The organism is Kribbella sp. NPDC051587 (assembly GCF_044453945.1).
Taxonomy (GTDB): Bacteria; Actinomycetota; Actinomycetes; order Propionibacteriales; family Kribbellaceae; genus Kribbella.
Genome location: NZ_JBITDE010000007.1, coordinates 1 through 13,845, shown reverse-complemented (window position 1 = coordinate 13,845; position 13,845 = coordinate 1). Strand labels below are relative to the sequence as shown.

Annotated in this window: 13 protein-coding genes and 2 rRNA genes; 10 read left to right on the top strand and 5 right to left on the bottom strand. The window is 67.6% G+C overall.

Going from position 1 to position 13,845, the window contains the following annotated elements:
* Nucleotides 1–38 precede the first annotated feature (38 nt).
* Nucleotides 39–1,766, bottom strand: coding sequence for a cation:proton antiporter (locus ACIA49_RS24305; RefSeq protein ID WP_396379606.1), 1,728 nt, complete (start codon nucleotides 1,764–1,766; stop codon nucleotides 39–41).
* A gap of 29 nt (nucleotides 1,767–1,795) precedes the next feature.
* Nucleotides 1,796–2,257: an Lrp/AsnC family transcriptional regulator gene (locus ACIA49_RS24300; RefSeq protein WP_396379605.1), complete on the bottom strand. Its 462-nt coding sequence runs from the start codon at nucleotides 2,255–2,257 to the stop codon at nucleotides 1,796–1,798.
* 104 nt (nucleotides 2,258–2,361) lie between these two features.
* Here ACIA49_RS24300 and ACIA49_RS24295 point away from each other — a divergent pair, with 104 nt between their 5' ends.
* From ACIA49_RS24295 to ACIA49_RS24250, 10 genes are all read left to right on the top strand, one after another.
* Entirely contained in the window at nucleotides 2,362–2,823 is a 462-nt protein-coding gene (locus ACIA49_RS24295) for a DUF2000 domain-containing protein (protein WP_396379604.1), read from the top strand.
* A 237-nt stretch (nucleotides 2,824–3,060) separates the two neighbouring features.
* Complete coding sequence (locus ACIA49_RS24290; RefSeq protein WP_396379603.1) at nucleotides 3,061–4,098, top strand: phytanoyl-CoA dioxygenase family protein; 1,038 nt, start codon at nucleotides 3,061–3,063, stop codon at nucleotides 4,096–4,098.
* Nucleotides 4,095–5,399 (top strand): DUF6271 family protein, encoded by a 1,305-nt coding sequence (locus ACIA49_RS24285; protein ID WP_396379602.1) that lies wholly within the window; start codon nucleotides 4,095–4,097, stop codon nucleotides 5,397–5,399. The genes ACIA49_RS24290 and ACIA49_RS24285 overlap by 4 nt, the downstream gene beginning before the upstream one ends.
* The gene (locus tag ACIA49_RS24280; RefSeq protein ID WP_396379601.1) at nucleotides 5,396–6,595 is read left to right on the top strand and encodes an ornithine decarboxylase; all 1,200 of its coding nucleotides are present in this window, start codon (nucleotides 5,396–5,398) and stop codon (nucleotides 6,593–6,595) included. Before ACIA49_RS24285 ends, ACIA49_RS24280 begins: the two co-directional genes overlap by 4 nt.
* Nucleotides 6,588–7,082 carry a GNAT family N-acetyltransferase gene (locus ACIA49_RS24275; RefSeq protein WP_396379600.1) on the top strand — a complete coding sequence of 165 codons (495 nt, stop codon included), beginning with the start codon at nucleotides 6,588–6,590 and terminating at the stop codon, nucleotides 7,080–7,082. The genes ACIA49_RS24280 and ACIA49_RS24275 overlap by 8 nt, the downstream gene beginning before the upstream one ends.
* Nucleotides 6,992–8,260: an MFS transporter gene (locus ACIA49_RS24270; RefSeq protein WP_396379999.1), complete on the top strand. Its 1,269-nt coding sequence runs from the start codon at nucleotides 6,992–6,994 to the stop codon at nucleotides 8,258–8,260. Before ACIA49_RS24275 ends, ACIA49_RS24270 begins: the two co-directional genes overlap by 91 nt.
* A 36-nt stretch (nucleotides 8,261–8,296) precedes the next feature.
* Nucleotides 8,297–8,764, top strand: coding sequence for a hypothetical protein (locus ACIA49_RS24265; protein WP_396379599.1), 468 nt, complete (start codon nucleotides 8,297–8,299; stop codon nucleotides 8,762–8,764).
* 96 nt (nucleotides 8,765–8,860) lie between these two features.
* A complete protein-coding gene (locus tag ACIA49_RS24260) occupies nucleotides 8,861–9,823 on the top strand; it encodes a hypothetical protein (protein WP_396379598.1) in 963 nt (320 codons plus the stop codon).
* A 92-nt stretch (nucleotides 9,824–9,915) separates the two neighbouring features.
* Complete coding sequence (locus tag ACIA49_RS24255) at nucleotides 9,916–10,431, top strand: SigE family RNA polymerase sigma factor (RefSeq protein ID WP_396379597.1); 516 nt, start codon at nucleotides 9,916–9,918, stop codon at nucleotides 10,429–10,431.
* Nucleotides 10,428–11,597: a hypothetical protein gene (locus ACIA49_RS24250; RefSeq protein WP_396379596.1), complete on the top strand. Its 1,170-nt coding sequence runs from the start codon at nucleotides 10,428–10,430 to the stop codon at nucleotides 11,595–11,597. Before ACIA49_RS24255 ends, ACIA49_RS24250 begins: the two co-directional genes overlap by 4 nt.
* A 15-nt stretch (nucleotides 11,598–11,612) precedes the next feature.
* Here the strand turns inward: ACIA49_RS24250 and ACIA49_RS24245 are convergent, their stop codons facing one another.
* From ACIA49_RS24245 to ACIA49_RS24235, 3 genes are all read right to left on the bottom strand, one after another.
* Nucleotides 11,613–13,367, bottom strand: a complete 1,755-nt coding sequence (locus ACIA49_RS24245) for a hypothetical protein (protein WP_396379595.1) — start codon at nucleotides 13,365–13,367, stop codon at nucleotides 11,613–11,615.
* A 104-nt stretch (nucleotides 13,368–13,471) separates the two neighbouring features.
* Nucleotides 13,472–13,589 (bottom strand): 5S ribosomal RNA (rrf, locus tag ACIA49_RS24240).
* 162 nt (nucleotides 13,590–13,751) lie between these two features.
* A 23S ribosomal RNA gene (locus ACIA49_RS24235) occupies nucleotides 13,752–13,845 on the bottom strand; the annotation flags it as partial.

Genomic DNA, 13,845 nt, shown 5'->3' with positions numbered 1-13,845 from the left:
CCTCCCAGGCCGGTGGTGCGGCTGGGCCGCTCCACCGGTCAGGCTGGCTTGAAGCGCTGCTCGATCGAGTCGATCATCGCCTCGACCTGACGGAAGGTGTCCGAGCTGTAGGCACCGATACTGCGTTCGGTCCCCAGCGCATCGCGCATCGCATCAAGGTAGCGCCGCTGCACAACAGCCATCTGCTCGAAGCTGTCCGGCTTCGCCGCGGCAGCCGCCGGCAACTGCCTGCTGGCCGAAACGAGCCGCGGAATGATCCGCTCCTTCATCGTCTCGACCATCTCCGGATCGAGCGGCTCACCGCCGACCGTCTGCTCCTCGAGCGGACCCATCGCATCGATCGCCGACGCACCGATCCGCCGCAGCAACGCCTGCGTCGCATCCCGCTTGTCCTCCGGACTCTCGGACTCGAACTTCAGCCGCGCGATCACCCACGGCAGCGTCAGACCAAAGACCACCAACGTGAACAGGGCAACCAGAAACGCAGCCAGTACGACGGTCGCAACCTGCTTGGTGTCCGCCGGAATCGTCTGTACGGCGGCCACTGTCACGACCCCACGCATTCCCGCCCAGGCCAGCACGAGCATGCCGCGCGACGTCAGCGGTTCCCGCTCCTCGAACTCGACATCCGCCCGGCCGCGGGCCAGCCGATGCCGGGCCCACGCGAGCCGCGATTCCTCCCGCTCACCTTCCGGGTTCATCGCGTCGAGCTTCTCTTCGAACTGCGTCAGCCGCGTCCGCTGCTGCTCATTGCGCTCCACGCGACCGAACCGGCCGGACAACGCAGGCCACGCCAGCCCGATGAATCTCAGCACCACCAGCAGTCCGACGACGATCAGGACCAGCGCGGCCATCTCCCCGGCAGTGGTCTCCTCCCGAGCCGCGTCCACCAACTCGGGCAACTGGTAGCCCATGGCAAGGAAGACAGCGCTCTCCAGAACGAAGCTGACCGTGGTCCAGGTCGTTGCCTGCGTCTGCCGATCACGGGCACTGAATCGCTTGCTACCAAGGACTCCGGTCAACAGCCCGGCCACCACTACAGCCAGTACGCCGGACGCGTGCAGCTCCTCGGCCGGGAAGTAAGCCAGGAAAGGCACCGCGAACGAGATCGTTGTGTTCAGCACCGGATCATCGAGGCGCTGCCGCAACAACACCGTCAGTACGCCGACCGCACCGCCGATCAGGCCGCCGCCGAGCACCGCCCAACCGAAGTCGAGAGCCGTGTGACCGAGGCTGAATCCACCACCGGCAACGCCGATCGCAGCGATGGCCGTCCGCAGCACCACGAGCGCGGAGGCGTCGTTGACGAGACTCTCGCCCTCCAGCACGATCATCACCCGCGGCGGCAGGCCGACCCGGTGCCCGATCGCCGTCGCCGCGACCGCATCGGTCGGGCTGACCACCGCACCGAGCGCGACGCCCAGGGCGAAGGAGATGTCCGGGAACACGGCATGCACCACCGCGCCGATCGCGAGCGCCGAGACGATCACCATCACGACCGACAGCCAGCCGATCAGCGACAGGTTGCGCCGGATGTCGAGCACCGGCAACTGCACCGCCGAGGAGTACAGCAACAGCGGCAACACCCCGGCCAGCACGATCTCCGGTTCGAGATGGATCGTCGGCGTACTGGGCAGGTAGCTGGCTCCGATGCCCAGGGCAACCAGCAGCAGCGGCGCGGCGACTCCGGTACGGCGGGCGAACACCGAGGCCGCAATCATGATCGCGAGCCCGGCCCCGGCGATGAGCAAGAACTGATGGTCCACGCCACGGACTCTAGGCGGTCGGGCGCGGATTACAGGGGAAGGACCTCGACGGGGCGCAGGTGTTCGTACACGATCGAGGTCCGGACGTCGGCGACCTCGGGGCGCCCGGTCAGCCGGTCGATGACGAACGCGTAGAGATGGTCGTTGTCGGGGACCGCGACGTGGATCAGGAAGTCCTCGGAGCCGCTCGTCACGAACACCCCGAGCACCTCGGGCAACCGTGCCGCCCAGGTCCGGAAGCCCTCGATGAAGGCGCGCGTCGGCGGGCGGACCCGGACCGCGACCAGCGCCTGGACCGGCCGGCCGATCCGCCCGAGGTCGACGTCCAGCCGGGCGCCGGTGATCACGCCGCGGTCCCGCAGCGAGCGGGTCCGGTCGAGCGCGGTGGTCGGCGCGACCCCCACGGCCGCGGCGACATCGCGGTTGGTGCGCCGAGCATCGTGCTGCAGTTCCCGCAGGATCGCCGTATCAAGTTCGTCAAGTTCGGGCATAGGACCAGACTAGTCGTACGAAGTACGGATCGTCAGCAGTACTTCGGATTTCGAGCTAGCTTGGGGGCGAAAGAGCGTCACTAGTTCGGACCAAAGGAACACCTGTGAACATCGGATTCAGCGAAGACGAGGTCGACACCAGCGCATCCACCCGCAAGGCGCGGCTCAAGTGGGTCATCGTGGTCAATCGCGACCTACCGATCGGCAGGATCGTCAACGCGGCCACCTGCGTCGCCGCCGCGACCGCCCCGGCGGTGACCGGACTCCTCGGCCCGGACGGCAAGGACGCGGACGGCAGTGCGCACCCGGGCCTGCCCTGGGCCGGCTGCACGATTCTGGCCGCCGACGCAGAGACCCTGCGCAAGATTCGCGCCAGCGGCGTCGCCCGTGACGACATCTACGTGGCCGACATGCCGCTCACTGCCCAGGAGACCCGTGTGTACGACGGCTATCTCGAGCGGCTCGCAGAGTCGTCCGCCGACGAGATCGAGTACGGCGCGGTGAGCCTGGTCGGGCCGCGCAACCCCGTCGACCGCCTCGTCGGACGGCTCCCCCTGCTGACCTGACCGAGACGGAGTCAGCAATACCCGGTGCGGGCGGCCCCAGGCCGCCCGCACTGCCCTTTTCAGCGGTCTTAACAGGCAGTTGACCTCAGCATGAGAGCGCTCCCCTCGCCAGGTCCGGACTGACTTTGCTAAGGTTCCTGCGAATACTTAGGTAAGGTTCCTGCGAAATTCCCGTGAAGGACAGCTCCGGCCGAACTGAACCGGTTTGGCCGACCGACCGTACTGGGGACGGATTCCATGTCGAATGCTGAGACCGACCGTTATCGCGCCGCCTCGAAAGTGCCTTACGAGAGCACTGACGCGGACACCTACCTCGCCGCGACCCCGCTGCGTGACCTCCAGAAATCCCTGCCGCTGCGGGTGCTCTCCGGCGCCGACTACGAGCACTGGCAGACCTACGGCTACACCATCGTGAAACAGGCGATTCCGCACGCCGCGGAACTGCTCGAGTTCGCCTTCGAATTCCAGGGTCTGACAGCAGACCAGCCGGACACGTGGTATCCGGAGCGGGAATTCCGTTCCGACCTCGACCGCGATCTCTACATCTACGGATTCGTCGAGGCGTACCAGCACCAGCTCATCTGGGACAGCCGCCAGGCGCAGCGCGTGTACGACGCCTTCGCCGACGTCTGGGACGCCGAGGAACTGTGGGTGACGCTGGACCGGCTCAACCTCAATCCCCCGAACTTCGGCAACCGCGACCGGGCGCTGATCCCGGCCACCGAGACCGGCTTCGACATCGATCTGCACTGGGATGTCGACAGCACCCTCGACGTCCTGCCGCAGCGGGTCCAGGGCCTGATCGCCCTGACGGACACAACCGCCGACAGCGGTGGCTTCCAGTGCTGCCCCGAGCTGTTCCGGCAGTTCGAGAGCTGGCGTGCCGAGCAGCCGCTGGACCGCGATCCGATCCGGCCCGCCATCGATCGGAACGAGTTCCCGGTGATCCGCCCACGCCTCGAGGCCGGCGACCTGCTGATCTGGAACGGGATGCTCGCCCACGGCGTCGCCCCGAACCGGTCCGCGGACAAGGTCCGATCCGTCCAGTACCTGTCGATGATGCCCGCGCTGGAGTCCCATCAGGAGCTCGTCGACTCGCGCGTGAAGTCCTGGCGCACGCTCAGTACGCCGGAGTGGAACAAGACCCTGCTCGGTGACCCGATCAAGCACGAATCGCTGCGGTACCCGACCGCCGAGCTCACCGAACTGGGCCGCAAGCTGCTGGGCCTCGACTCCTGGCACAGCGCGGGCTCCATCGGAGAGGACACGAAGTGAGGCGGATCTGTCTGGCGCTGCCCACCGACCGGGCGTGCGCTCCGATGCTGCGTGAGCTGGCCGACGAGGCGGCGTACGCGGTCTCGAACTTCGACGTCGAGATCACCCTGCTGATCCTGGACTCGAGCTCGCCGGCCGACTTCGGCGAGCACGTCCGGGTTCTGGCCGAGTTGCCGCTGGCACCGGGTGTCGACGTCGTGCACCTCGACGAGGCCGCGCAGGGCGTGTTTCTCCAGCAGGTGATCAAGGATGCGGGCGTCGCCGAACCCGACCGGATCCTGCACCTGATGCTCCCCGGCAGCCGCTCGTACGGCGCCTGTACCAACCGTGCCTTCGTGATCGCGGCCGCGCTCGGCTGTGACTCCGTGCACCGGCGGGACTCCGACTGCACCTACCAGGAGCTGGACGGCACGAAGATCTTCCCGATCCATCACGAACTCACCATCGGTACGACGGCCGCGGCGGCGCGGGACCGGGTGTCGACGATCGAGCTCGGTCCCGACAGCGACGACCTGCCGGTGGTGATGGCAGGCGCGTCGTTCATCGGCGACATGTCGGTCGACATCGACGACATCCGGCAGCGCGACCCCGAGATCTATTACAACGTTGTGAGCCTCTGGGCGCCCGGCGATGCGACCGAGGCCGAGATGCGGGAACTGGTGGCCGACTCCTTCACCGGCGCGGGAACGGCACCGTTCGTCGCCGACCAGTCGGCACTGACGGTCGTCGACCCGTTCCGTGTCGACATGTCGAACATCGCCTTCCACCGGATCCAGGAGCAGGTGCCGTTGCCTCCGGCAACCGACACGATCGGCAGCGACTACTTCCTGCTGCACCTCGTGCAGGACGCGGGACTGCCCGGCGTACTGCACAACCGGCACATCGTGAATCTGCACACCGGCGAACGGAAGACCGATGCCGGCTTCGCGTCGTACCAGCTCGCACTGACGAAGTTCTTCCTGTCGATGCTCTACCTGTGGGACATCTATGCGGGACTGGGCAAGGCCGGCAGTTCGCTGCGCGATGACAAGGGCGATGTCGATGCCGCGGCTGTGGCCGAGATCGTCCGGCGGAGCATCGACCTGCCGATCGACGAGAACGTGGATCGGCTCGATCGGCTCGGCGCGGCCTACGAGCAGCTGGGTGGGCGGCACGCCGCCTTCGCTGAGACACTCGTCGGCCGTCGCGAGCAGTTGCTCGGCGAAGCGCGTCAGGACATGGACGACTTCGCGGTCCTGATCGACGTCTGGCAGTCGTTGATCACGGCAAGCAAGTCGGCGGGAGCTGGTCTCCGCCCATGACCACGATGGTGAGTGACCGGCTGCGGACCGCCTTGGAACTCGCAGCCGACGATCAGATCATCTTCGATCTGGGCGGGATCGAAGCGGCGTACGGTCTGCTGACCTCGGAGCTGCCCGAGCTCGCGATCCGGTTCGCGATCAAGGCCTGTCCGGTCGACGACGTCCTGGCGACGCTGGCACGGCGTGGTTCCGGATTCGATGCCGCGAGCCCCAATGAGATCGTGCAGGCGCTGGCGACCGGCGTCGCTCCGGACCAGATCCACTACGGGAACACGGTGAAGTCGGACCGGAACATCGCCGAGGCCTACCGGCTCGGGATCCGGGACTTCGCGACCGACAGCGTTCCCGACGTGGTCGGCATCGCCGCGAGCGCACCGGGATCGCGGGTGTTCTGCCGGTTGGGGACTACTGGCGAGGGTGCGTTGTGGGGCCTCAACCGCAAGGCCGGCTGTTCGGTGCGGGACGCGTTGATCGTGATGTCGATCGCCCGGGCTCAGGGCCTCGTTCCTTCGGGGCTGTCGGTTCATGTCGGGTCGCAGCAGATGACGAGTGCGGCCTGGCAGGACGCCTTCGACCAGTTGGCGTTCGCGATGACCGAGCTGGCCGATGTGGGGATCCAGATCAACCGGATCAACCTCGGCGGCGGGCTGCCCGCGCTCGGCTACCTCGACCGCTCCGGTACGTCGCTCGAGCCGTCGATGGCCGAGCTGTTCGACACGATCCGGACCGGGATGAAGCGGCTGCAGGAGCTCGCCGGGCGCACGGTCGAGTTCATCATGGAGCCGGGGCGGCATCTCGTCGCGGACCACGCTGCGATCCGGGCCCACGTCGTACGGCTGTCTTCGCGAGAGCAGCCGGACGGTGAGCGGGAGCAGTGGTTGTACCTCAGCTGCGGGAAGTTCAACGGGCTGTACGAGGTCGACCAGGTCCGGTACCGGATGGTGTTCCCGACGCATCCGGAGGGTCTTCGGGTCCCTGCGGTCGTTGCCGGACCGACCTGCGACAGCGACGACGTCTTCGGTCAGGAGCCGACGCCGGCCCGGGTTCCGGAGGCGATCGTCTCCGGTGATCCGGTCTGGATCCTGTCGTGTGGCGCGTACTCCACGAGCTACACGACCCAGCAGTTCAACGGGTTCGAGCCGCTGCCGGTGACCGTGCTGCCTGTCGAGATCCACGCCGTCGAGATCCATGCTTGAGACAGTCTTCGTGCGGCCGATCGGCGATGCCGATTGGCCGCACCTGGCCGCGCTGGAGCACATGTCGTACGGACCGCTGGGTCTGTCCGAAGGTCAGAACGCGCTGGAAACCTGGGGAGCGCTCTCTCCGCGGACCTGCTTCGTTCTCGGCGACCCCGGTGAGGTGCGTGCGTACGTTCTCTCGATGCCTTTCCGGTACGGCGGCTATCCCGAGCTCGGGACGTCGACCGGTGTCTGGACCGGCTCACCCAACCTGCATCTGCACGATCTTTCGGTCGCCCCGGCCTTCCGCCGTACCGGCTTGGGGCGACATCTCGTCGAGCATCTGACCTCGGTCGCGAGCTCGCTCGGCTACCACCGGATCTCGCTGATAGCGCTCTCCGGCACGTTCCCGTTCTGGTCGTCCAACGGCTTCCGCCCCGATCCGGCCGTCCCCGCCCCCACTGGTTACGGCGCCGACGCGCGCTACCTGACCAAGGTCCTCTAGAAAGGGCTCTCCGCATGCGCGACGAGTTCCGCCGCTCACAGCTGTCCATCGCAGCACTCTTCGGCTTCCTCGGTTTCCAGTACTCGACCTGGGCCGCCCGGATCCCGATGCTCAAGAGTTCCCTCGACCTGTCGGCCGCCGAGGTCGGATTCCTGTTGCTGGCCACGGGGATCGGGGCCGCGATCGCGTTCCCGATCATCACGTTCCTGATGACCCGGCTGGGTTCGCGGCGGCTCGCGCTGCTCGCCTGTCTGGGAATGACGCTCGTGCTGCTGTCCCTGGCCGTCGTACCGAATCAGCCGATCGCGCTGGCGGTGATGCTGATCGACGGCGTGCTGGTCGCGTGCCTGAACGTCGCGATGAACGCGCAGGGGACGGCGCTGGAGGTGAAGTACGAGCGGAACACGATGGCGAAGCTGCACGCCACCTTCAGCGGCGGCATCTTCGTCGCCGCCCTGCTCGCCTCTGGCGTTACCGCGGTCACGACCAACCTGCTGACCCACTTCATCATCGGCGCGGCCGTCCTGGTCGCACTCATCGTCTTCGCCTCCGGCGGTCTGCTCCCCACCGACCTGCCGGCCACCGAGAAGGCCAAGGGCAAGCTCACCATCCCGACAGGCACCATCGCCTGGCTCGCCGTCGCCATGGTCTTCGGCACCGTCGTCGAAGGCGCCATGAACGACTGGTCCGCCCTCTACCTCCGCGACATCATCGGCGCCCCGCCCGCAGTCCTCCCCCTGGGCATCGCCGTCGTCTCCGCGACCATGCTCATCACCCGCCTCTTCGCCGACGCCCGCCGAGCCGCCTGGGGCGACCGCCAGGTAGTCCTCGCCGGCTCTGCCATCGCCGGTACCGGCCTGGCCCTCGCCCTCCTCATCGGCGGCCTCGTCCCCACCCTCATCGGCTTCGCCTGCGTAGGCCTAGGCATGGCCGCCGTCACCCCCTGCCTCTACGCAGCCGCCGCCAAACAAGGCCCCAACGCCCTAACCCTCGTAGCCACCATGGGCACCCTCGGCCTCCTCGCCGGCCCACCCGCCATCGGCGCCCTCACCAACGCCACCACCCTCCTCTACGGCATGGCCGCCGTAGCCCTCTCCGCCTACCTGGTCACCGCCTGCACCACCCAACTCACCTGGACCAAATCCCCCACCCCCACCCCAGTCCCCACCCCCGACTAACCGCCGTACTGTGGCCCCAGGAGAAGGGGGACAGCGATGACCGATGAAGAGGACCTCTGGCGCCACATCCCCGCCCAGTGGACCTTCCCCGACGACACCCCCGCCCGGGTCGCAGCGCACCAACTAGCCGACCGGATCCTCGCCAGCAAGGATCCCAACGCCGGTGGCGTCCGAACCATCCGCGACGATCAGACCGTGATCGTCTGCTGGAAGGGACCGCCACCGGACGGGCTGCGGCGGCTCGCGGCTCAGCAGCCCGTTCCCGTCGCCTTCGAGACCGTCCCCTACGGCGTCGACGAACTGATGGCTATCGCCGAGCAACTAGTGACCGATCACCGTGCCGTCAGCTCGGCCGGCCCTGCCAAGAACTACTCCGGAGTGGGAGTAACGCTCTGGTCCAAGACGCCCATCGACCCCGAGACTGTCGTCGCCGCGCTCAGTGAAGAGGTTGGCGTGCCGGTGTACTTCGAGCGGTACGCCGACCCGGTGCCTCTCGGCGGGTAGCGCCATTGGCTGCCCGCACTATCTGCTGCACGTGCACCGGTCGAACCGACATGGACGCACGCCATGATGGGGTCACCACCATGGAAGGTAGGAAGCATGACAGAGGTTGAGCCGAGCACCGAGTGGCGCGAGGTCGTCGGGGCTGACGAGGAGGAGCGGCACCAGGAGCAGGCGGCTGGGTTCGTGGCCATGCAGCAGCGGAAGTCAGGCAAGTTCGGCGTCGGGCGCGCGCTGCACCGACGGCAACTGGCGGCTCTGCGGGCTCAGCTGGAGGTCGTCGACGGGTTGCCGGAGTACGCGCGGCAGGGTCTGTTCGCCGTACCGGCAACCTTCGAGGCGTGGCTGCGGATCTCGAACGGCGGCTTCAACGTGGCGGCTGACAAGGCGCCCGACGTCCGCGGGTTCTCGATCAAGGTGCTGGGCGTGACCGGGCAGGGGGCGCTGGGCGGGGCGGCCAAGAGCCAGGACTTCGCGCTGATCAACCATGAGCACTTCAGTTCCGCGACCAGCAAGGACTTCAGCGGCGTCGTCCTCGCAACGGGCAGTACGCCGGGTGGCGCGATCCGACGGCTCATCAGCGCGCCTTCACTGATTCCCAAGGTGCGCGAGGTTGTGGTCGGGATCCGTGAGCCGTTCAGCGGGTTCGCCACGCACGACTTCTTCAGTGCGGCACCTGTTGCCTTCGGCCCGTACGCCGTTCGCGTGCGGCTCGCGGCTGCGTCCGATCAGGTCGACAGCACCGCGTCGGAAGACTGGAGTGCCGATCTCTACCGCCGGCTGGCCGTGGCACCGCTCGTCCACGAGCTGCAGGTGCAGTTCTTCCAGGACGAGGCCACCACGCCGATCGAAGACGCCTCCGCGAGCTGGTCGACGCCGTACCTGACCGTGGCCCGGCTGACCATCCCGCAGCAGGAGCCCGACGAAGAGTTCGCCAAGACCGTCGAGGACTCCCGCTTCGACCCGTGGAACGCGCTGGTCGACCATCGCCCGCTCGGCGAGGTGATGCGCGCTCGCAAGGTGGCCTACTTCGCCAGCCAGCAGGCCAGAGGCGCGAAGTAACGGTCTCGCCGGAAATTCTGGCCGTCACACCCAACCCTTTGCGGCCGTCGTTCCATCAGGGAGGGTAGACAGACATCCGAGGGGGACGAGAGATGGCCGACTCGACTGCGTTCGCCGAGTTCGCGACCAGTAGGCATGGCGCGCTGTTCCGGTACGCCTACCTGCTGGCCGGGGACCGCGGTCTGGCCGAGGACCTCGTCCAGGAAGCATTGGTGACGACGTACGTCAGGTGGAACCGGCTCCGCGATCCGGACAACGCCGAGGCGTACACGCGCCGGGTCATCACCACCACAGCGATCGGCTGGTGGCGCCGCAAGTCGTGGCGCGCCGAGCGGCCGCACGACGACGTACCCGATCAGCCAGCCGACTCGACGGCCGCCGACGATTCGACCGCGCGGGTCTGGCTGTGGCACGAACTGCAGCAGCTGGCGCCCCGGCAACGGGCCGCGGTCGTCCTGCGGTACTACGAGGACCTCACCGAGCCGCAGACAGCCGAGATCCTCGATTGCAGCGTCGGGACCGTGAAGAGCCAGGTCTCCGACGCGCTCAAGAAGCTTCGCTCCCGGTTGGGGGCCGACGTCGTGCTGAAGGCAGGGATGAGCGAATGAACAACCTCCTCAAGGACACCCTGGCCGAACGCGCCGCCGGCGCCGAGCCGCCGCCGCTCGACCTCGACGCCATCGTTGCGGCCGGCAACCGCCAGATCTCCCGTCGGCGCACCCTCGGCGTCCTCGGCGGTGCGGTCGCGGCCGCCGCCGGCGTGATCGGCACCGCAACCGTCGTCCGCCCGCGCGAGTCCCAGCCCCAACCGGCCAAGCCGGTCTCGTTCGCCGAGCGCCACGTCACCTACGCCGTCGGCAGCACCATCCATTACGGCGACGAGCTCCTCTCCGTGGCTCCGCACACGGTCACCGCCTTCGTCCAGACCGACGCCGGCTTTGTCTTCCTCGACGACACCAACAACATCCACGTCGCCGACCGCTCAGGCACCCGGAAAGTGGGCGTGGCCAGTTGGGCGCTCACCGCGGACTTCCGCGGCAACCTGGTCGGCTGGACCGACCCCACAAAGCTCCCCAACGAGTCAGTGGTGTACGACGTCGCCGCGGGCCGGGAGCTCGTCCGGACCGCGATCGGCAACAAGATGCCGCCGACCGTCGACCTCGCCTACGGCCCCCGGATGATCGCGATCGACGGCGGCACAGCGTACTTCGACACGGCCCACGGCCCGTACCGCTGGGACATCCAGGCGAACCGGGGCGCGCCGCTCGCGGGCGTGGGGGCGAACGCCGTCCGCGCGGTAGCGGCCGGGCAGATCGTGTTCCAGCAGCCACTCGAGCAGCGCCCGCCCGCGGTGAACCTGACGATCGCGAAGACCGTGACCGAGAAGCCGTCGGTCCGCTTCGTCGGTCAACAGGCGTTCCTCTCCCCCACGGCGGCGTATCTGGTGACTCAGCCGGACGACGCGCGGCCGGACGTCGAGGCGGCGTGGGCCAAGCTCCACCTCGCGGACACCGCATCCGGTCGCCGCATCGCCCTGCCGGACCAGACCTACTCCAAGTTCTACTTCGGCCAGTGGACCAACGACGAGACCTGCACCATCGCGGCCGAACACCGCGAGACGGGCGTGCTGGATCTTCTCGTCGTCAACGCCCGCACCAGTGCCACGAAAGTCGCAGTGCCACACTTCGCCACGATCCGCTTCAGCACGACGCCGCCACGCGTGGCGTCCTTCGCCCTGCCGAGCGGACAGGAGGTCATCGACCTCTTCGCCTAGCCGCTCCTGGAGCGGCTAGCCGACTGAATCCGGCAGACCGACGCCATCGACGACCTGACCGTTGTCGAGCTCGCCCTGGACGACGGTGATCTTCTGACCCGCCCGGAGCTTGCGGGCGACCGGCGAAGTCGCGGTCTGCCGACCGTCGCTGGTCTGCAGGAAGAGTCGAGTCACGTGACGGCTGCCGGCCGCGAGCAGGTAGTTCTCGCGAGTCGGCGACCGCCAAACGGTCGCAGCCACCACGTTCTGAGCGAACCTGCCGCACGCACTCGTATCCGCGATCGCCGCGACCTGCTGCGCCGGTCCCTTCGGCAGCTCGAGCCGAATCGTCGCCCGCCCCTGCCCGTCCCAACCGTCGACGCGAACACACGCCCACCGCGCGACTCCGCCGGTCGGCAGCTCCTGCCGAGCGAACGACCAGCTGTTCACCAACCGCGTCGCCTGGTTGTGCCAGGCATCCAACCCACACGCGTGCAGCGCCCACGACCGGCGTGCGTCCGCGCTCAGCACCTCACGCGGTGAACGCGCCGCACCATGCGTCGGCAGCGGCATGTAGGTGAGATGCGCCGGAATCACGTCACCCAGATCCGCCAGGACGAAGGCATGCTTCTCGGCCACCGCCGGCGAACTCCGCAGCTCGAGCGCAACCCGGCTCCGGCACCCAGCCGGTCCGGCCGCTACCGCTGGAGTCACGCCGTCCTTGACGGACAGCGGGCGCGACGCAGCAGCCGGTACGGCGAGATCCCGTACGGCGGCCGCCGCGATCCACGGCGCGAGGAGATAGCGCGTTCCGGCGGTGGACCGGTGGACCACGATCGCGGCGGAGGTCATCAGGTCGGCGGAATCAACCCGGTCCACGCGCAGACTGCCAGCCCCGGCGGTCTCGGTATAGCGGCCGATCCGGCTTCCGTCGTACAGGATGACCACGAGCGCGTCGCCGACGTGGCCGGCGTACAGCATCGAAGGGTGTTGCGCGGGCGCGGCCGCGGTTGTTCCTACGGCTCCGGTCACGTTCTCACCGCGCTGCCAGAACGTCGACACCCGCTCGTGGAGGCTGTCGTCCTTCGCAAGCTCACCGCGTGCGGGCCACGCCCCGAAATCCAACTTCGACGTATGGCGCCACAGATCGGCTGGTGCTGCGGACAGTCCGGCGACGGTGCTGACGACCGGTTGCTTGCTGGCGGCCGGAGTGGCCGAGTCCGGCGCGAATCCCCACGCGGCAAGGAATCCGGCAACCAACGCGACCGGGAGAGCAAGCACCCACCAGCGCCGCCGCGGCCGCGTCTCCCACTCCGGCGCAAGCCTGACCGCGCACGGATCGAAGACCTGGTCCGCGTCGACCGGAACCGCGTCCGCAGCCTCCAGTACGGCGGCCGCCATCGTCAGACCCACATCCTGAAGGATCCGTAGCACCGTCACGCGGTCGAAGTCGCCTCGGTGGAGCAACGCCCAAGCGACCCGAACCTCGGGCGCGACGGAGCGCAACGCCTCGTCGTACTGGAGAGGCTCGAGCGCATCGGTGACCGGGAAGAACCGCAGGCCACGAATCCGCACCCAGCGCCGGCTCTCGTCAGCGCGCAGCGCTTCCTTGATCACTACACCGAAAACCTCAGGTGCAGCGACAGCATCGGCCGCAACCAACTGCGGAAGCCGCTGTACGACGCTGTGCGCGATCAGCACGCGTCGATGCCGGCCCAGCTGGGTCGAGGTGGCCTGGAACGCCACGAATACCAGCGAGTCGTACAGGTCCTCCACGTGCTCACGGCGCATGGCTTGCACAACGAGGCATCCGGCAGCATTGTTACGGCCGGACAAAGACGCCCGGACATATATTAAGGGCCACCCCTCACGGGGTGGCCCTTAACAGTGTGAAAGTCCGGCGGCGTCCTACTCTCCCACGACCTCCCGATCGCAGTACCATCGGCGCTGAAGGGCTTAACTTCCAGGTTCGGAATGGAGACTGGGTGTTTCCCCAACGCTATGACCACCGAAACACTATTCAGATATACCAACAAACCACTCCTGCACTACACACCCCAAACCATGAGGCCCGGGGTGGTGCTGGGGGTCCTGTTCATATTCTGTGAACCGTACAGTGAACGCGAACATCGTTACATAGCGCAGTCCAGGGTTGCCGCCCACCAATGGTGGGTGTGTGACAAGCCCTCGGCCTATTAGTACCAGTCAGCTACACACTTTACAGTGCTTCCACTTCTGGCCTATCAACCCAGTGGTCTACTGGGGGCCT